The 17,743-nt window shown below is 51.3% G+C and carries 18 protein-coding genes; 10 read left to right on the top strand and 8 right to left on the bottom strand.

Going from position 1 to position 17,743, the window contains the following annotated elements:
- Positions 1-281: 281 nt before the first annotated feature.
- Entirely contained in the window at positions 282-908 is a 627-nt protein-coding gene (gene tdk, locus FVB43_RS08940) for a thymidine kinase (RefSeq protein ID WP_167863799.1), read from the top strand.
- 129 nt (positions 909-1,037) lie between these two features.
- Here tdk and adhE read toward each other — a convergent pair whose 3' ends face one another.
- Both adhE and FVB43_RS08950 read right to left on the bottom strand, forming a co-directional pair.
- Entirely contained in the window at positions 1,038-3,728 is a 2,691-nt protein-coding gene (adhE, locus tag FVB43_RS08945; protein WP_133841875.1) for a bifunctional acetaldehyde-CoA/alcohol dehydrogenase, read from the bottom strand.
- A 236-nt stretch (positions 3,729-3,964) separates the two neighbouring features.
- Positions 3,965-4,177, bottom strand: a complete 213-nt coding sequence (locus FVB43_RS08950; RefSeq protein ID WP_159336550.1) for a hypothetical protein — start codon at positions 4,175-4,177, stop codon at positions 3,965-3,967.
- Positions 4,178-4,201: 24 nt separating this feature from the next.
- On the opposite strand from FVB43_RS08950, the gene FVB43_RS08955 reads away from it, so the two are divergent.
- The 7 genes from FVB43_RS08955 to FVB43_RS08985 all read left to right on the top strand — a co-directional run bounded on the left by FVB43_RS08955 (position 4,202) and on the right by FVB43_RS08985 (position 12,225).
- Positions 4,202-4,849 carry a YchE family NAAT transporter gene (locus tag FVB43_RS08955; RefSeq protein ID WP_133841876.1) on the top strand — a complete coding sequence of 216 codons (648 nt, stop codon included), beginning with the start codon at positions 4,202-4,204 and terminating at the stop codon, positions 4,847-4,849.
- 786 nt (positions 4,850-5,635) lie between these two features.
- On the top strand, positions 5,636-7,273 hold the full coding sequence (gene oppA, locus FVB43_RS08960) for an oligopeptide ABC transporter substrate-binding protein OppA (RefSeq protein ID WP_133841877.1): 1,638 nt from the start codon (positions 5,636-5,638) through the stop codon (positions 7,271-7,273).
- Positions 7,274-7,356: 83 nt separating this feature from the next.
- Positions 7,357-8,277 (top strand): oligopeptide ABC transporter permease OppB, encoded by a 921-nt coding sequence (gene oppB / locus FVB43_RS08965; protein WP_062743122.1) that lies wholly within the window; start codon positions 7,357-7,359, stop codon positions 8,275-8,277.
- A 14-nt stretch (positions 8,278-8,291) separates the two neighbouring features.
- Positions 8,292-9,200 (top strand): oligopeptide ABC transporter permease OppC, encoded by a 909-nt coding sequence (oppC, locus tag FVB43_RS08970; RefSeq protein WP_133841878.1) that lies wholly within the window; start codon positions 8,292-8,294, stop codon positions 9,198-9,200.
- Between the two features lie 11 nt (positions 9,201-9,211).
- Complete coding sequence (gene oppD, locus FVB43_RS08975) at positions 9,212-10,228, top strand: ABC transporter ATP-binding protein (RefSeq protein ID WP_133841879.1); 1,017 nt, start codon at positions 9,212-9,214, stop codon at positions 10,226-10,228.
- Positions 10,225-11,226: a murein tripeptide/oligopeptide ABC transporter ATP binding protein OppF gene (oppF, locus tag FVB43_RS08980; protein WP_133841880.1), complete on the top strand. Its 1,002-nt coding sequence runs from the start codon at positions 10,225-10,227 to the stop codon at positions 11,224-11,226. The genes oppD and oppF overlap by 4 nt, the downstream gene beginning before the upstream one ends.
- A 141-nt stretch (positions 11,227-11,367) precedes the next feature.
- The gene (locus FVB43_RS08985) at positions 11,368-12,225 is read left to right on the top strand and encodes an ion transporter (RefSeq protein ID WP_133841881.1); all 858 of its coding nucleotides are present in this window, start codon (positions 11,368-11,370) and stop codon (positions 12,223-12,225) included.
- A 25-nt stretch (positions 12,226-12,250) separates the two neighbouring features.
- On the opposite strand, the gene FVB43_RS08990 is transcribed toward FVB43_RS08985, so the two are convergent.
- Both FVB43_RS08990 and cls read right to left on the bottom strand, forming a co-directional pair.
- On the bottom strand, positions 12,251-12,574 hold the full coding sequence (locus FVB43_RS08990) for an HI1450 family dsDNA-mimic protein (RefSeq protein WP_048915935.1): 324 nt from the start codon (positions 12,572-12,574) through the stop codon (positions 12,251-12,253).
- Positions 12,575-12,619: 45 nt separating this feature from the next.
- Positions 12,620-14,080, bottom strand: coding sequence for a cardiolipin synthase (gene cls, locus FVB43_RS08995; RefSeq protein ID WP_133841882.1), 1,461 nt, complete (start codon positions 14,078-14,080; stop codon positions 12,620-12,622).
- Positions 14,081-14,251: 171 nt separating this feature from the next.
- Between cls and FVB43_RS09000 the strand changes: the two genes are divergently transcribed.
- A complete protein-coding gene (locus FVB43_RS09000; RefSeq protein ID WP_133841883.1) occupies positions 14,252-14,425 on the top strand; it encodes a YciY family protein in 174 nt (57 codons plus the stop codon).
- Positions 14,426-14,468: 43 nt separating this feature from the next.
- Here FVB43_RS09000 and FVB43_RS09005 read toward each other — a convergent pair whose 3' ends face one another.
- Positions 14,469-14,765, bottom strand: a complete 297-nt coding sequence (locus tag FVB43_RS09005; protein ID WP_133841884.1) for a YciI family protein — start codon at positions 14,763-14,765, stop codon at positions 14,469-14,471.
- A 202-nt stretch (positions 14,766-14,967) separates the two neighbouring features.
- Here FVB43_RS09005 and tonB point away from each other — a divergent pair, with 202 nt between their 5' ends.
- On the top strand, positions 14,968-15,693 hold the full coding sequence (gene tonB, locus FVB43_RS09010; RefSeq protein ID WP_197931265.1) for a TonB system transport protein TonB: 726 nt from the start codon (positions 14,968-14,970) through the stop codon (positions 15,691-15,693).
- A 164-nt stretch (positions 15,694-15,857) separates the two neighbouring features.
- Here tonB and yciA read toward each other — a convergent pair whose 3' ends face one another.
- The 3 genes from yciA to FVB43_RS09025 all read right to left on the bottom strand — a co-directional run bounded on the left by yciA (position 15,858) and on the right by FVB43_RS09025 (position 17,711).
- Complete coding sequence (gene yciA, locus FVB43_RS09015; protein WP_133841885.1) at positions 15,858-16,286, bottom strand: acyl-CoA thioester hydrolase YciA; 429 nt, start codon at positions 16,284-16,286, stop codon at positions 15,858-15,860.
- A 73-nt stretch (positions 16,287-16,359) separates the two neighbouring features.
- Positions 16,360-16,899, bottom strand: coding sequence for a septation protein A (locus FVB43_RS09020; protein ID WP_159336551.1), 540 nt, complete (start codon positions 16,897-16,899; stop codon positions 16,360-16,362).
- Positions 16,900-16,973: 74 nt separating this feature from the next.
- Positions 16,974-17,711 carry a YciC family protein gene (locus FVB43_RS09025; protein WP_133841887.1) on the bottom strand — a complete coding sequence of 246 codons (738 nt, stop codon included), beginning with the start codon at positions 17,709-17,711 and terminating at the stop codon, positions 16,974-16,976.
- Between the last annotated feature and the right edge of the window lie 32 nt (positions 17,712-17,743).

Here is a 17,743-nt window from a genome sequence, read left to right on the forward strand (position 1 = left end):
AATTTTGTAAGAAAGCTGAATGAGCTAATAAAGCATAATGTTGAGTTAAAAAATGAGAGCCAAAATATGATGTGCTAGCTAAATAATGCGCTTTTTAGTCGATGATTGCACAGATGGAACACTCTCTCGTTAACATTTGTTAATTGTTAAACCCTGCACGGACTGTGCGATACATACCACTTTGCTACTATTTACCCCCTGGTTATTACATGTGGCAGGGCGTGAACAACCGTGTTTATGTTACACTCCGGCCATCTTAAGTGACATTCGGAGCGGAGCTCATGGCTCAACTTTATTTCTATTACTCGGCCATGAACGCCGGTAAGTCAACGGCATTGCTGCAGTCCTCATATAACTATCATGAGCGCGGCATGCGCACGCTGGTGTATACCGCAGAGATTGATAATCGCTTTGGTGCAGCCCGGGTGAGTTCACGTATTGGGCTTTCTTCTCCGGCTAAATTGTATAATAACAGCACGTCGCTGTTTAGTGAGATAAACGCAGAGCATCAGATCGAACCGATTCACTGTGTGCTTGTGGATGAAAGTCAGTTTTTGACACGCGATCAGGTGAAAGCATTATCTGATGTTGTTGATAATTTAGATATACCTGTACTTTGTTATGGTTTGCGTACAGATTTTCGCGGCGAGTTATTTATCGGCAGTCAGTATCTGCTGGCCTGGTCAGATAAACTGGTTGAATTAAAAACCATCTGCCACTGTGGCAGGAAAGCCAGCATGGTATTGCGTCTTAATGAAACAGGAAAACCCTTTAAAGAAGGGGCTCAGGTAGAGATTGGCGGCAATGAGCGTTACGTTTCAGTGTGTCGTAAACACTACTATGAAGCGCTGGACAGTGGCTCTTTGGTGGCTATCTATGGACATCGTCATTCTGAAAACAGTGTCTGACAGTATTCTTTTACGTTAAAGGTTTAGGTAGTACGCGTTATTCCGTTTATAAGTATTGCTTACTATTTTATGCCCCTTTATGTATAAAAAAACCCGCCAGATGGCGGGTTTTTTTGTGTCACGATGGATTTAACGTTTCACTTTACGTTCTGTTTTCTTAACGTCGGCGGCAGAATCAGTCGCTGTTACCGCTTCGGCCAAATTGGCGAAGGGCTCAACAAAGTCACGGCCGTAGAAGCTATCCAGCATAATCTGTTTCAACTCAGCAATGAGCGGATAACGTGGGTTAGCGCCGGTACACTGGTCATCGAAAGCATCATCGGCCAGTTTGTCGACTTTTGCCAGGAAGTCTGCTTCCTGGACGCCCGCTTCGCGGATGGATTTAGGAATGCCCAGTTCCGCTTTCATGCCATCCAGCCAGACCAGCAGTTTTTCGATTTTCTGCGCAGTACGGTCGCCCGGTGCGCTGAGACGCAGGTGATCGGCGATTTCGGCGTAACGACGACGCGCCTGAGGACGGTCATACTGACTGAACGCGGTCTGTTTAGTCGGGTTGTCGTTAGCGTTATAGCGGATGACGTTGCAAATCAACAGCGAGTTCGCCAGACCGTGTGGGATGTGGAATTCAGAACCCAGTTTATGGGCCATTGAGTGACAAACCCCAAGGAAGGCGTTGGCAAAGGCGATACCTGCAATGGTCGCGGCGTTGTGAACGCGCTCACGTGCTACCGGATTTTTCGCCCCTTCGTTGTAACTGGCTGGCAGGTTTTCCTGCAGCAGTTTTAACGCCTGAAGCGCCTGGCCGTCAGAGTATTCGTTAGCCAGCACAGAAACGTAGGCTTCCAGTGCGTGGGTCACGGCATCCAGTCCACCGAAGGCGCACAGGGATTTCGGCATATCCATCACCAGATTGGCATCGACAATCGCCATGTCCGGGGTCAGCGCATAGTCTGCCAGTGGGTATTTCTGGCCTGTAGCATCGTCGGTAACAACCGCAAACGGTGTCACTTCTGAGCCGGTCCCTGAGGTGGTGGTCACCGCGATCATTTTCGCTTTCACGCCCATTTTCGGGAACTTGTAGATACGTTTACGGATATCCATAAAGCGCAGTGCCAGTTCTTCGAAAGAGGTTTCAGGGTGTTCGTACATGACCCACATGATTTTCGCTGCATCCATCGGTGAACCACCGCCCAGGGCGATAATGACGTCAGGTTTGAACGAAAGCATCTGCTCAGCACCTTTGCGTACGATACTCAGCGTCGGGTCGGCTTCCACTTCGAAGAACACTTCGGTTTCAACGCCACGTGCTTTCAACACGTTAACGACCTGGTCTGCATAGCCGTTGTTAAACAGGAAGCGGTCGGTCACGATAAAGGCGCGTTTCGCCCCATCGGTGGCCACTTCGTCCAGAGCAATAGGCAGTGAACCGCGGCGGAAGTAAATAGACTTAGGAAGCTTGTGCCACAACATATTCTCTGCTCGCTTGGCCACGGTTTTCTTGTTGATCAGATGTTTTGGTCCGACGTTTTCAGAAATCGAGTTACCACCCCATGAGCCGCAGCCCAGTGTCAGTGATGGGGCGAGTTTGAAGTTGTACAGGTCACCGATGCCCCCCTGAGAAGCAGGGGTGTTAATCAGAATACGCGCGGTCTTCATTTTATCGCCGAAGTAGTTCACGCGTTCACGTTCATTATCCTGATCGGTGTACAGGCAAGAGGTATGACCGATACCGCCCATTGCCACCAGTTTTTCTGCTTTGCTTACCGCGTCATTGAAATCTTTGGCACGGTACATGGCCAGTGTCGGAGACAGTTTTTCGTGGGCAAAAGGCTCTGACTCATCGACCAGTTTCACTTCACCAATCAGAATCTTGGTGGTGCCCGGAACGGTGATGCCGGCCATTTCCGCAATTTTCACCGCAGGCTGTCCAACGATGGCAGCATTCAGTGCGCCATTTTTCAGAATGATGTCCTGAACGGCTTTCAGCTCTTTGCCCTGCAACATATAACCGCCGTGGCTGGCGAAGCGTTCACGAACGGCTTCATAAGCACTGTCGACAACAATAACGGATTGCTCAGAGGCGCAGATAACGCCGTTATCGAAGGTTTTTGACATCAGAATAGAGGCTACGGCACGTTTGATATCCGCAGTTTCATCGATCACGACAGGGGTGTTACCTGCACCAACGCCGATGGCAGGTTTACCCGAGCTGTAGGCCGCTTTCACCATACCCGGACCGCCGGTTGCCAGAATCAGGTTGATATCCGGGTGATGCATCAACTGATTGGACAGCTCAACAGAAGGGACATCAATCCAGCCGATAATATCTTTTGGAGCACCCGCAGCAATGGCGGCCTGCAGAACAATATCTGCGGCTTTATTCGTGGCGTTTTTAGCACGGGGGTGCGGCGAGAAAATGATCCCATTACGGGTCTTCAGGCTGATCAGTGCTTTAAAGATAGCGGTCGAGGTTGGGTTAGTCGTTGGGACGATACCGCAGATTATGCCGGTGGGCTCTGCGATAGTGATCGTACCGAAGGTGTCATCGGTGGCGAGAATACCGCAGGTTTTTTCGTCTTTGTAGGCGTTATAGATGTATTCGGAAGCGAAGTGGTTTTTGATCACTTTATCTTCAACGATACCCATGCCAGATTCGGCAACGGCCATTTTAGCCAGTGGGATACGGGCATCTGCTGCGGCAAGCGCGGCGGCGCGGAAGATTTTGTCTACTTGTTCTTGGGTGAAGTTGGCATATTCACGCTGTGCTTGTTTAACACGTTCAACCAGTGCATTAAGTTCAGCGATATTAGTAACGGCCATGTGGCTCTCCTGAAAGTTAAACTCTATTAGTAAACAAGTCAGAATTAGCAATTATAGTCATGTCGGAGAACACTGCCCGTCAGGGCTTGCCGAATGGCTAAAAACGTTCTAATAGGTTTACTAAAAGAGTCTGTGGTACAGGTCATTACAGACCCCTTTCGGTACGTTATCACTTCCCTTTGATGTCCTTGAGCATAGCGGTTGTGCAGGGGTGAAAACATGATTTAGATCATTAATTATGTAAGCTGATACCATTCAGCTGTAGGAATAATCCGGTCTAAAGCAAAGTCGTCTGTTACGAAAAAAAACTGCGCATTTTTGTTTTTTATTGTGCTGAAATGTGATGTCAAGGTAGTCAGAATCGCTGGGTTTATGCTGATAATTTGGTGTGATATTCCAGCCTTGAGGGGATAGTCATTATCGGCAATTTCCATTACATTAGCCGCCATCAACCGTCCCCCACAGGAGCGCATGTGAATCCTGCACTTTTAGATCTCTCTGGCTATATCAAATTTTTCGTTGGTCTGTTTGCACTGGTCAACCCCATTGGGATCATTCCGGTGTTTATCAGTATGACCAGCTACCAGATTCCGGCAGCGAGGAATAAAACCAATCTGACGGCCAATCTGTCAGTGGCGATCATTCTGTGGACGGCGCTGTTTCTCGGAGACGGCATCCTGCATATTTTTGGCATTTCTATTGATTCTTTTCGTATCGCGGGCGGCATTCTGGTGGTCACTATCGCGATGTCGATGATCAGTGGGAAGTTGGGCGAGGACAAACAGAACAAGCAGGAGAAGTCAGAAAGCGCTAACCGTGAAAGTATTGGCGTCGTGCCGCTGGCGCTGCCGCTGATGGCCGGGCCAGGCGCTATCAGTTCAACCATTGTCTGGAGCACCCGCTACCATAGCTGGCAAAACTTACTGGGCTTTACCCTGGCGATTGCGTTGTTTGCTTTTTGCTGTTGGCTGTTATTCCGCGCAGCCCCTTTGATGGTCAGAGTACTGGGTCAAACGGGTATAAATGTCGTCACACGTATTATGGGCTTACTATTGATGGCACTGGGGATTGAATTTGTCGTCACAGGCATTCGCGCACTGTTTCCGGGGCTCACAAATTAACCCGGTTAAAATTCTGAATTGGTGAATATAAAGCGCATTTAATGCGCTTTTTTTAAACATCCCTACATTGCAATGCACTATAAAAGTGCAATACACCATTCTGATGTATTATTTTGGTGCATTTATTCATTTCTCTTACATTGGTGCATCGATTATTAATGTAATTACTGAAAACAATATGATTATCCATGCAATTGTAGGGGGTGTGATTTTTTTAACATTATAACATAGTGCGATTTTGTATCTTTATGGTTGTTAATGCTGGTTTTTCGTTGGTTGGTAGTTTTAATGTAATTATTGCTCATATTTTTACGATATTTGTTTAAAAATCACTCAAAAAAAGTTCTTTTTTTGAAAACTCTCACGGTGTAACTCGTCTTTATTCCTATTTATCATCAAGTTATCTGTTATTTTTCAATAATAAATAACGCTTTGCCCCTGCTTTTGATCATGATAAAAGAGAAATGGTTAACATTTTTGCTATTTAGCTTTAGCGGAAATGGAGTCCTTCTGATAATTTTTTAGTGGCTTTGATAAAAAGTGGCACTGGAAATGCAATCCGAAGGGGAGCGTTCTGAAGCGTTTCAGATCCCATGATTGAACGAACACAACAACGTGCGGCAACGCCGGGCGTTGAAAGGTGATAGCAGCAGTTCTCAGCAGTACAAAGTATAAAAAAACAAGCCGGGCGGCCTCGTTCCGCTGCCCGGTTAAGTTTTCCCGAAAATAGGGTAACCGCGGTGCCTGTCACTCGTTGGTATTAATAAAAACTGGAGTAGGTAAAAAATGATCAACATCACGAAGAAGAGTCTGATCGCCGCTGGCGTGATGGCGGCTCTGGGATCAATGACAGCACAGCAGGCGTTTGCAGCCTCCGTGCCAGCAGGAGTCGAACTGGCTGCTAAGCAGGAGTTGGTTAAAGGTAACGGTGCTGAATTACAGTCGCTGGACCCGCATAAAATAGAAGGCGTGCCTGAATCTAACGTCAACCGCGACCTGCTTGAAGGTCTGGTTATCAGTGACCCGCAGGGGCACCCGATTCCAGGCGTGGCCGAGAGCTGGGACAATAAAGATGGCAAGGTGTGGACATTCCACCTGCGCAATAATGCTAAATGGTCCAATGGTGAGCCGGTAACGGCACAGGACTTCGTTTACAGCTGGCAGCGCCTCTCCGATCCGAAAACAGCTTCTCCTTACGCCAGTTACCTGCAGTACGGCCATCTTGAGAACATCGACGATATCATTACGGGTAAAAAAAGCCCGGACACGCTGGGCGTGAAGGCGATCGATGCGCATACGCTGGAAGTTACATTGAGCGAACCCGTACCTTATTTCTATAAGCTGCTGATCCATCCTTCCATGTCTCCGGTGAATAAAGCGGCAGTAGACAAATTTGGTGATAAGTGGACTCAGCCCGCTAACTGGGTGGGCAACGGCGCCTTCAAACTCTCCGAGTGGGTAGTGAACGAACGTATTGTTCTGGTACGTAATACCGATTACTGGGACAACGCAGAAACCAAACTGGATAAAGTCACCTTCTTGCCGATCTCTTCTGAAGTGACCGATGTTAACCGCTACCGCAGCGGCGGCAGCGATATGACCTACAACAACATGCCGATTGAGTTATTCCAGAAGCTGAAAAAAGATATCCCGACCGAAGTGCATGTTGACCCTTATCTCTGTACTTACTACTACGAAATCAATAACCAGAAAGCTCCGTTCAACGATCCTCGCGTTCGTGCTGCTTTGAAACTGGGTATTGATCGCGACATTATCGTTAACAAAGTGAAAGGACAGGGCGATCTGCCTGCCTACAGCTACACTCCGCCTTACACCGAAGGTATTAAGCTGACGCCACCAGAGTGGTTTGGCTGGTCGCAGGAAAAACGTAACGAAGAAGCGAAAAAATTACTGGCTGAAGCCGGTTACACAGCGGATAAACCACTGACCTTCAACCTGCTGTATAACACCTCCGATCTGCATAAGAAGCTGGCTATTGCTGCTGCGTCGATCTGGAAGAAAAACCTGGGTGTGAACGTTAAACTGGAGAATCAGGAGTGGAAAACCTTCCTCGACACCCGTCACCAGGGCAACTTTGATGTAGCTCGTGCAGGCTGGTGCGCTGACTACAACGAACCGACCACCTTCTTAGGCACCATGCAGTCAAACAGCAGCAACAACACCTCCCACTATAAGAGTGAGGCCTTCGATAAGGCGATGGATGACGCGCTGGCATCACCGGACGAAGCGACCCGCGCTACCCGTTATGCCGATGCTGAGAAAATCCTCGATAAGGATTCCGTCATCGTGCCGGTCTATTACTACGTCAATGCCCGTCTGGTGAAACCTTACGTCGGCGGCTATACCGGTAAAGATCCGCTGGATAACGTCTACGATAAAAACTTGTACATCATTAAACATTAATGGTCGTTCCCGGGGAGGGGGAACTCTCCCCGGCAGATCTTTTATAGAGCAGTGCTGAGGCAGTAAGCCGGGCAGGTAGGGCAATGTTAAAATTTATTTTTCGTCGTTTTCTTGAAGCGATCCCGACGTTATTTATTCTGATCACCATCTCCTTTTTTATGATGCGTCTGGCTCCCGGAAGTCCGTTTACCGGCGAGCGCACGCTGTCACCTGAAGTCATGGCAAATATTGAAGCCAAATATCATTTAAACGATCCGATCCTGACGCAGTACTTCAGTTATCTGAAGCAGCTTGCGCACGGGGATTTTGGTCCATCGTTTAAATACAAAGATTATACGGTCAACGATCTGGTGGCCGGGTCATTCCCTGTGTCGGCCAAACTGGGGGCGGCTGCGTTTCTGTTTGCCCTGGTACTGGGCGTCAGTGCTGGCGTGATTGCCGCGCTGAAACAAAACACCAAATGGGATTATGCCGTTATGGGCGTGGCAATGACCGGGATCGTCATCCCCAGTTTCGTGGTCGCGCCGCTCCTGGTGTTGCTGTTCTCCATTACCTTGAAGTGGTTGCCCGGAGGAGGCTGGAATGGCGGGGCGCTGAAATTTATGATCCTGCCGATGGTGGCGCTGTCGCTGGCCTATATCGCCAGCATCGCGCGTATTACTCGTGGTTCGATGATCGAAGTGCTGCACTCCAACTTTATTCGCACCGCACGCGCCAAAGGGCTGCCGATGCACCGCATCGTTTTGCGCCACGCGCTGAAACCCGCGCTGTTGCCTGTCCTGTCTTACCTTGGCCCGGCCTTTGTCGGCATCATTACCGGTTCAATGGTGATTGAAACCATTTATGGTCTGCCAGGTATTGGTCAGCTATTTGTTAACGGCGCGCTGAATCGAGATTATTCGTTGGTATTAAGCCTGACGATCCTGGTCGGGGCGCTGACCATTCTGTTCAATGCGATTGTTGACGTGCTGTATGCGGTCATCGATCCAAAAATTCGTTACTGATCCAGGAGCTGGAGATGATTTTTGTTAAGAAAAACAGCGAAGCTCTGGATAACTTCAGTGAAAAGCTAGAGATCGAAGGACGCAGCCTGTGGCAGGACGCGCGCCGCCGTTTTATCCATAACCGTGCGGCGGTCGCCAGCCTGTTTGTGCTGCTGCTGGTCGCCCTGTTTGTCATTTTCGCTCCGATGTTGTCTGCGTTTACTTATGACGACACCGACTGGGCAATGATGTCAGCGGCACCAGACATGAGTTCGGGCCACTATATGGGCACCGACTCGTCAGGGCGTGATCTGCTGGTGCGTGTCGCCATTGGCGGGCGTATCTCCTTAATGGTGGGGATTGCTGCGGCGCTGGTGGCGGTGGTGCTGGGAACACTTTACGGCACACTGGCGGGCTACCTGGGCGGTAAAATCGACTCCGTGATGATGCGTGTTCTGGAGATCCTCAACTCCTTCCCGTTTATGTTCTTCGTTATCCTGCTGGTCACCTTCTTTGGTCAAAATATTCTGCTGATTTTCGTCGCCATCGGTATGGTGTCGTGGTTGGATATGGCACGTATTGTGCGTGGACAGACCCTGAGCCTGAAACGTAAAGAGTTTATTGAAGCGGCGGAAGTGGGCGGCGTGTCGACGCTGAATATCGTGCTGCGCCATATCGTTCCCAATGTACTGGGCGTGGTCGTGGTGTATGCCTCACTGCTGGTGCCGAGCATGATCCTGTTTGAATCCTTCCTGAGCTTCCTCGGCCTCGGCACGCAGGAACCGCTGAGCAGCTGGGGTGCGTTGCTCAGCGACGGTGCTAACTCGATGGAGGTTTCACCCTGGCTGCTGCTTTATCCGGCCGGTTTCCTGGTGATTACCCTGTTTTGTTTCAACTTTATTGGCGATGGCCTGCGTGATGCCCTCGACCCGAAAGACCGTTAAGGAGTTTCCCTATGAGCGTAATTGAACTTCAGCCAGCAATGGCAAAGACCCAGGGAAGCGAACGGCTGCTGGATGTGAAAGATCTGCGTGTGACGTTCAGCACTCCCGATGGCGATGTCACGGCAGTGAACGATTTGAATTTCAGCCTGAGTGCGGGTGAAACCCTTGGCATTGTCGGCGAGTCCGGATCGGGAAAATCGCAGACCGCATTTGCCCTGATGGGGCTGCTGGCCAGCAACGGCCGCATCGGTGGTTCAGCACGTTTCAACGGTAGTGAGATCCTTAATCTGCCGGAAAAACAGCTCAACAAGCTGCGTGCCGAACAAATTGCGATGATCTTCCAGGACCCGATGACCTCGCTGAACCCGTATATGCGTGTCGGTGAGCAACTGATGGAAGTGCTGCAACTGCATAAAGGCATGAGCGGGGCACAGGCGTTTGAAGAGTCAGTCCGTATGCTCGATGCGGTAAAAATGCCGGAAGCCCGCAAACGCATGAAAATGTTTCCCCACGAATTCTCAGGGGGAATGCGTCAGCGTGTGATGATCGCCATGGCGCTGCTGTGTCGGCCAAAGCTGCTGATTGCGGATGAGCCGACGACCGCGCTTGATGTGACGGTGCAGGCGCAGATTATGACCCTGCTGAACGAACTGAAGCGCGAATTTAACACCGCGATTATTATGATCACCCACGATCTGGGTGTGGTTGCAGGGATCTGTGACCAGGTGATGGTGATGTACGCAGGGCGTACGATGGAGTATGGAAAAGCGCGTGACGTCTTCTATCATCCGTCACACCCTTACTCCATTGGCCTGTTGAATGCAGTCCCGCGTCTGGATGCTGATGAGGGCGACACACTGATGACCATTCCTGGTAATCCGCCAAATCTGTCACGCCTACCGAAAGGCTGCCCGTTCCAGCCACGCTGCCCGCATGCGATGGATATCTGTGCCAGCGCGCCGCCTCTTGAGGCGTTTGGTGACGGACGGCTGCGTGCCTGCTTTAAGCCCGTGGAGGCGTTGGTATGACAACGGTTGCTGAGAAAAAAGTGTTGCTCGAAATCGCCGATTTGAAGGTGCATTTTGATATCAAAGACGGACGTCAGTGGTTCTGGCAACCGCCAAAAACGCTGAAAGCCGTTGATGGCGTCAGCCTGCGTTTGTACGAGGGAGAAACCCTGGGCGTGGTGGGTGAGTCCGGTTGCGGTAAATCCACGCTGGCGCGCGCGATTATCGGGTTGGTGAAAGCGACAGACGGCAGGGTGGCCTGGCTGGGGCGCGATCTGTTAGGGCAGAGTGCAGACGAATGGCGTGCCGCGCGCAGCGATATCCAGATGATCTTCCAGGACCCGCTGGCATCGCTGAATCCGCGTATGAATATCGGAGAGATTATTGCGGAGCCGCTGCGCACCTATCACCCGCGTATGCCGCGCCAGGAAGTGAAAGACCGCGTGAAAGAGATGATGCTGAAGGTGGGGCTGCTGCCTAACCTGATCAACCGTTATCCTCATGAGTTTTCGGGTGGACAGTGTCAGCGTATCGGTATTGCACGCGCGTTGATCCTCGAACCAAAACTGATTATCTGTGATGAACCGGTATCGGCACTGGATGTTTCTATTCAGGCGCAGGTGGTGAATTTGCTGCAAAAGTTGCAGCGTGAGATGGGGCTGTCACTGATCTTTATCGCGCACGATCTGGCTGTCGTAAAACATATTTCTGACCGCGTGCTGGTGATGTATCTCGGGCATGCCGTGGAGCTGGGCACCTATGATGAGGTGTATCAGAATCCGCAGCATCCTTATACGCGGGCGCTGATGTCAGCGGTACCCATTCCCGACCCCGATCTGGAAAAGCAGAAGGTGATTCAACTGCTGGAAGGGGAACTGCCATCACCGATCAACCCGCCATCCGGGTGCGTGTTCCGCACACGTTGCCCGATTGCCGGGCCGGAGTGCGCGAAAACACGGCCATTGCTGGAGGGCAGTTTCCGTCACGCTGTCTCCTGCCTGAAAGTGGATCCGCTCTGACCGTTCGTCACAACCCTCTCGTTATCTTCCCGCATTGAGCTTTCAATGCGGGTTTTTTTTGTTTATCCGCATATTGCTTGATCTTCCGTCTGGCCCCTTCTAGTAATACAGATTCGCAAAGGATGGCCGGAGGGCATGCAGATGGCTAAACAGGATCGGAGCTGGCGTCAGCGCCTCTATATTTTTTTGTTTGATGTGAGCAGCCCGGCGGGTCGCCGGTTTGAAATTTTCTGGGTTATTACGACACTGGTCAGTGTGATGACGCTGTTTATTGAGTCGGCGGAACCACACAAAATAACCCTGCAGTTGAAAGAAGCCTCGGTGTTTCTCCTGCTTGAGTATGCTTTTACCCTGCTTTTCAGTCTGGAATATGTGCTGCGGTTACTGACCACGGAACGCCCCATGCGGTATGTTTTCAGTTTTTTTGGCATTGTCGATCTGATCACCACGCTGCCGTTGTATATCTTCTGGCTCTGGCCGGATATCGCCCTACGTTACATGATGGCGATAAGGCTGCTGCGTGTGTTGCGCCTGCTTCGGCTGATAAAGCTACTGCGCTATATGGGCTCTGCCAATGTGCTGTGGGACAGTCTGGTCAGTGCGCGGAAAAAGCTCTCGCTGTTCTTCGGCGGGGTAATGATATTGCTCTGCGTTTTTGGCGGATTGATGTATGTCATTGAAGGGCCGGAGAACGGTTTTACCAGCCTGCCGGTTGCCGTCTACTGGGCGGTGGTGACCATGACCACGGTCGGTTATGGAGACATTACGCCACATACACCGCTGGGCCGGATGATCTCATCAATACTGATCTTGCTCGGTTATTCACTGATCGCTATACCGACTGGGGTGATGAGCTCGTATATGACGGAGGTAATGCAGCGTAATCGTCACCGGCGTCACTGCACCGTGTGTAAGCAGACGGGCCATGAGGATGATGCGCATTTCTGCAAAGGGTGCGGGGGGAGACTGGGCGATAAAAATAAAGAAGGCCCGGATTAACCGGGCCTGATAGCCGTAAGAGGGCTTACTCTTTCCACAAAATATGGCAGAGTTTATGGTCTTTCTCGCGGCAGAGAAGCACGCGGGCAAACACGTCGGTAATCGGTTCGCCGTCTTCTTCGCCCAGTCCAATCACGACTTCAGCGAAAAAGTCAGGGTTCAGGTCGAAATCGACATGTTCTGCCCAGTCTTCAGCAGGATCATACAGCTCTGCGCCGCCGCGTTCTTCAAACTGGAGGTTGAACAGAATGACGTCGGCAGGATCGAGATTATCGACCGCCAGCTCAAGGAAAATATCGTAAGCCTGTTCCAGCGTCTCGTCTTCGGTAAGGCGGTTGTTCAAATCCATAATATGTCCTGTCGTGCCCCGGGGGGTTGTGCATTTTCGCTCGTTTTACAGCAATGGACTGAAGAAGTAAAACAGTCGTTCAACGATGCGCTGCCAGTAAGCACGGCGTGACCAGCGTTTTCCGTCAACCAGACGTGAACGGGCGATATAATCATCCTGCACGCGTGCCAGATCGCTGCCAAAGCCATCATCATCGATCACCAGAGTAATCTCGAAATTCAACCACAGACTGCGCATATCCAGGTTTACCGTCCCCACCAGGCTAAGTTGCCCATCCACCAGAATACTTTTGGTATGCAGCAGACCGCCTTCGAACTGATAGATTTTCACACCGGCGTCCAGCAGTTCGCCAAAGAAGGCTCGGCTGGCCCAGCCGACCAGTACGGAGTCATTGTGCCGTGGCACAATAATGCTGACTTCAACGCCCCGGTACGCGGCCGTACAGATCGCATGCAGCAAATCGTCACTGGGTACGAAATAGGGCGTGGTCATGATCAGCTGTTCGCGCGCAGAGTAGACCGCAGTGAGCAGCGCCTGATGGATCATATCTTCCGGGAAGCCGGGGCCTGAGGCGATCACCTGAATGGTGTGGCCGCTCTCGGCTTCAAACGGCATCACATTATCATCGGGCGGTGGCGGTAAAATACGCTTACCGGTTTCAATTTCCCAGTCGCAGGAGTAGATAATTCCCATTGTGGTGGCGACCGGGCCTTCCATCCGCGCCATCAAATCCACCCACTGGCCGACGCCCGCATCCTGTTTAAAGTAACGCGGATCGACCAGGTTCATGCTGCCGGTGTAGGCAATATAGTTATCGATTAACACGACTTTCCGGTGCTGGCGCAGGTCCATACGGCGCAGGAAAACACGCAGCAGGCTGACTTTCAGCGCTTCCACCACATCGACCCCGGCGTTGCGCATCATGGCCGCCCACGGACTGCGGAAAAAGTCGACGCTGCCTGCGGAATCGAGCATTAAACGACAGTGAACACCCCGGCGTGCCGCTGCCATCAGTGCTTCCGCCACTTCATCGGCCTGTCCGCCGGGCTGCCAGATATAGAACACCATTTCAATGTTATGGCGTGCCAGCTGGATATCACGCACCAGCGTGCGCAGGGTATCGTCAGTGCTGGTCAGCAGTTGCAGCTGATTGCCTTTTACCCCGGCGATCCCCTGACGGTTCTCACACAGCTGAAACAGTGAACGGGCAACGTCACTGTTGGTTTCAGCAAAAATATGATGACTGGATTTCAATTCGGCGAGCCAACGGGCCGTGGAAGGCCACATGGTGCGCGCGCGCTCTGCACGGCGTTTCCCCAGATGAAGTTCACCGAATGAGAGATAAGCGATAATACCCACCAGCGGCAGGATATAGATAATCAGCAGCCATGCCATGGCAGAGGGCACCGCGCGGCGCTTCATCAGAATGCGCAAGGTCACACTGGCAATCAGTAACCAGTAACCAAATACCAGCAGCCAGCTCATCACGGTGTAAAAAGTGGTCATTAAGTGAAAGTCCTGTTCACGCGAAAGTCTTTGGAGTTTACGTGCAGATGACAACGCTGGGAACCTTTAAACCATCATCAGCCTAAAGACATCGGACCTTGTGAGGGAAAAGAAAGGTCTATAATGCGTCGCGAGTTTTTACCGTACACAGAGCAACAGACTGAGGGTGTAATGAGACGAAGCAGAAATGAAGTTGCGCGCTGGCGCATGAGTCGCCAGGTTCAGCGTCGCCGGGCACGTTGGTTAGAAGGGCAGTCACGTCGTTATGGCCGCATGCACTCTTTCCGACATCTGGTCAGCCAACTGCAGCGTCGTTCAATTCTGTTTATTACTCAGCATCACTGATGCTCGCCGTGCTTCCGGCGGTTCACCGAACCGCCGGCCGAGATTAAAACGCGCGTTTGAAAGGCTTAACATCCACCTTTTTGTACACGCCAGCAGCGATATAAGGGTCATCCTGAGCCCAGGATTGTGCTGCTTCCAGTGAAGGAAACTCGGCGATAATCGTCGACCCGGTAAAACCCGCCACGCCAGGTTCATTACTGTCCACCGCAGGCATTGGGCCAGCAATAATCAGACGACCTTCATCACGCAGTAACTGCAGGCGTGCAAGGTGAGCAGGGCGCACAGCGGTGCGTTTATCCAGTGAGTCAGCATTATCTTTAGCGTAAATTACGTAGAGCACCTTCAGAACTCCTGTCGGGGATGAGATTCGGCATCACGTTAAGTGATCGTTAACATTTGTGCAAATGAAAGATAATTTGCCCTTGATAAAGGTCAGGTTGTTGCCCTTAAAAGCGTAAATCCGCGATTGATCGTGAGCGGTTATTGAAATTGATTGCTATTTGCATTTAAAATCACCCCTTCACATTTTGACCAGAAAGATTATGACGACGCTAACAACTGATCTACCTCGCCGCTCACCTTTGCCATTGCTGATCTCGATCGTACTGCATGGTTCGGTGATCGGGGCACTGCTGTACGCCTCATTTCATCAGGTGGTCGAAATGCCCAAAGCGTCTCAGCCGATTAGCGTGTCGATGGTGGCACCTGAGGTGCAGCCGGAACCGCAACCCGCCCCCCCTGTTGTTGAACCTGAACCAGAGCCGGTAGTGGAACCTGAACCTGCCCCGGAGCCACCCAAGCCTGAACCCGTGCCGATCCCGAAACCGGAACCGAAACCGAAACCGAAACCTAAACCGAAGCCGGTGAAGAAAGAAGTGGTGAAGCCGAAGCAGGAAGTGAAACCGCGTCCTGCTGCTCCGGTGGAAACCCGGCCGACCGAGCAGACAAAGCCATCCACGGCACCGAAGACCTCTCAGGCGCCGTCTACGGCCGTTTCAACAGGCCCACGGGCGCTGACCGTCGGTAAGCCGTCCTATCCGTCACGCGCCTTTGCGCTGCGTGTGGAAGGGCGTGTACGCGTGCAGTTTGACGTCGATAGCTCAGGACAGGTCGATAACATTCGTATCCTGTCTGCCGAACCTCGTAACATGTTTGAGCGGGAGGTGAAGCTGGCGATGCGCAAATGGCGCTATGAAGCAGGCAAGCCCGGCAAGGACATTACGATGAATATTGTCTTCAAGATTAACGGCGGCACCAGCATCGAATAAAATTAGCCAGCATCTTTTGTACCATAGCGGCGTTGGCTGCTCTCGCTAACCCCGGTCACTTACTGATGTAAGCTCCCGGGGATTAGCTCAATTGCCGCCTTGCTTTAATGCAAAATCTACTCGCTAATTAAAGTGTTCTGCCAAAAATCAATTTTTAAAGTGAGTTACTGCTGGATATCTAGCGTGAAATTGATTTTATCATCCGGCAGGGAGCGCGGTTTTCCGTCCGGGTCGACGGCGACGTAAATAAACACGGCTTCGGTGGTGCAGTAGCGTTGCCCGATGGGTTCTGACGACACTTTCTTTATCCACACTTCAATATTAATGGTGATGGAGCTGGTGCCGGTGCGAATGCAGCGTGCATGGCAGGTGACGACATCACCCACCGCGACCGGCTTCAGAAAGGTCATCCCGTCAGCGCGCACGGTGACCACACGTCCCCCGGCAATCTCTTTGGCCAGAATAGCGCCGCCCATATCCATCTGCGACATCAGCCAGCCACCGAATATATCACCGTTGGCATTGGTGTCTGCTGGCATGGCGAGGGTGCGCAGCACCATCTCACCCTGCGGTGTTCTTAGTTCTTCGCTCATTGTTATGTTCCTGACATTGCTGATTTCAAATAACCCACTTGCCCGATCGGGGGTTCCGTCGGGCATTTAACGCTTATTTTTCTTCTTGTTGTGGCATCAGACGGTAAATATAGACACCGCTTAATAATGTGAACAGCAGCGTTAACGCACTCAGACCGAAGACTTTAAAGTTCATCCAGATGTCCTGGGAAAGCCAGAACGCCACGTAGATATTGGCCAGTCCGCAGGCAAGGAAAAAGAGCGCCCAGGCGATATTCAGACGTCGCCAGGCAAATTCTGGCAGTTGAATCTCCTTGCCCAGCATTTTCTGGATAAGAGGTTGTTTCATAAACCACTGGCTGAACAGCAGTGCGACAGCAAACAGACCGTAAATAATGGTGACTTTCCATTTGATAAAGTCCGGGTTATGCAACGCAATCGTCAGGGTGCCAAAAATAGCCACCAGTGCGAAGGTGATCAGCGACATTTTTTCCAGCTTGCGATACAGCAGCCAGCTGGCGACCAGCGCCAGACCTGAGGCAACGATCAGTGCACCAGAGGCAACAAAAATGTCGTACAACTTGTAGAAAACAAAAAACACTACAAGCGGAAGAAAGTCGAGTAACTGCTTCATAGCGGCTTCCAAATAACAGACTAAACCGGAATATTATGAATCGGGAATGACTCTGTCGAGGCATTCCCGATGAATTAACGTAACAGCATATACAGGCGTGACAAATAGATAATCAGTATGGCTGAAATCAGATTGCTAATGGCGTTCAACAGGACGGAGGCGACGTCAGGTGGCAACCACAGCAATGAAGATGCCAGCAGCAGCACAACCAGTTTCGCCACAATCCACAGAACAACAGCCGGTGCCACCAGTTTCATCTGGCTCCATCCGAGGCGAACGCTGGTGCGCATGGCCGCAAAAACGCCGATTTTCTCTGTGTTCATGATGATTGGTGACAACGCCAGCGTCACGGCCAGCAATACACCCGGCACCACCAGCACCATAAAGCCAAGCTGGATCACTAACGTCATCAGGAACGTCAGCAGCAGCAGGCGCGGTAATAGCGGAGCTGAAGCACCAATGGCCCGCAGTGCACTGACACGCTGACCGGATGATACCATCGGGATCAGGCACAGCATGCCGCCCAGCAGCAGCACATTCCCTACCAGTGAAGCAAAAGTCCCCGCAGCGGAGGCTTTTAGCAGCACCTTTTGTTGTTCCGGCGACATGTTTTGAATCATTTCCATCAGGCTGCCGGCCGAACCTGCAGCACCGTCACCCAGGATCTGCATTTGATCGGCATCAGGCGTAAAAGCCTTGCCGAGCATCATGGTGATAAATGAGGTCAGTAGCGCCATCAGTGTAATGGTAACCAACTGATGACGGAAAAAATTCCCCGTGTCACGGTATAGCGAACCCGCCGTGATAGACATGTACTCTCCTTGAAAGGCCGGTGTTATAGACC

The organism is Erwinia rhapontici, assembly GCF_012271765.1.
GTDB lineage: Bacteria > Pseudomonadota > Gammaproteobacteria > Enterobacterales > Enterobacteriaceae > Erwinia > Erwinia rhapontici.

Excerpts from the sequence above, each read along its gene's own strand:
- tdk (WP_167863799.1), top strand. The coding sequence starts at position 282 with ATGGCTCAACTTTATTTCTATTACTCGGCCATGAACGCCGGTAAGTCA.
- adhE (WP_133841875.1), bottom strand. The coding sequence starts at position 3,728 with ATGGCCGTTACTAATATCGCTGAACTTAATGCACTGGTTGAACGTGTT.
- FVB43_RS08950 (WP_159336550.1), bottom strand. The coding sequence starts at position 4,177 with ATGGCGGCTAATGTAATGGAAATTGCCGATAATGACTATCCCCTCAAG.
- oppA (WP_133841877.1), top strand. The coding sequence starts at position 5,636 with ATGATCAACATCACGAAGAAGAGTCTGATCGCCGCTGGCGTGATGGCG.
- oppB (WP_062743122.1), top strand. The coding sequence starts at position 7,357 with ATGTTAAAATTTATTTTTCGTCGTTTTCTTGAAGCGATCCCGACGTTA.
- oppC (WP_133841878.1), top strand. The coding sequence starts at position 8,292 with ATGATTTTTGTTAAGAAAAACAGCGAAGCTCTGGATAACTTCAGTGAA.
- oppD (WP_133841879.1), top strand. The coding sequence starts at position 9,212 with ATGAGCGTAATTGAACTTCAGCCAGCAATGGCAAAGACCCAGGGAAGC.
- oppF (WP_133841880.1), top strand. The coding sequence starts at position 10,225 with ATGACAACGGTTGCTGAGAAAAAAGTGTTGCTCGAAATCGCCGATTTG.
- FVB43_RS08985 (WP_133841881.1), top strand. The coding sequence starts at position 11,368 with ATGGCTAAACAGGATCGGAGCTGGCGTCAGCGCCTCTATATTTTTTTG.
- FVB43_RS08990 (WP_048915935.1), bottom strand. The coding sequence starts at position 12,574 with ATGGATTTGAACAACCGCCTTACCGAAGACGAGACGCTGGAACAGGCT.
- cls (WP_133841882.1), bottom strand. The coding sequence starts at position 14,080 with ATGACCACTTTTTACACCGTGATGAGCTGGCTGCTGGTATTTGGTTAC.
- FVB43_RS09000 (WP_133841883.1), top strand. The coding sequence starts at position 14,252 with ATGAGACGAAGCAGAAATGAAGTTGCGCGCTGGCGCATGAGTCGCCAG.
- tonB (WP_197931265.1), top strand. The coding sequence starts at position 14,968 with ATGACGACGCTAACAACTGATCTACCTCGCCGCTCACCTTTGCCATTG.
- yciA (WP_133841885.1), bottom strand. The coding sequence starts at position 16,286 with ATGAGCGAAGAACTAAGAACACCGCAGGGTGAGATGGTGCTGCGCACC.
- FVB43_RS09020 (WP_159336551.1), bottom strand. The coding sequence starts at position 16,899 with ATGAAGCAGTTACTCGACTTTCTTCCGCTTGTAGTGTTTTTTGTTTTC.
- FVB43_RS09025 (WP_133841887.1), bottom strand. The coding sequence starts at position 17,711 with ATGTCTATCACGGCGGGTTCGCTATACCGTGACACGGGGAATTTTTTC.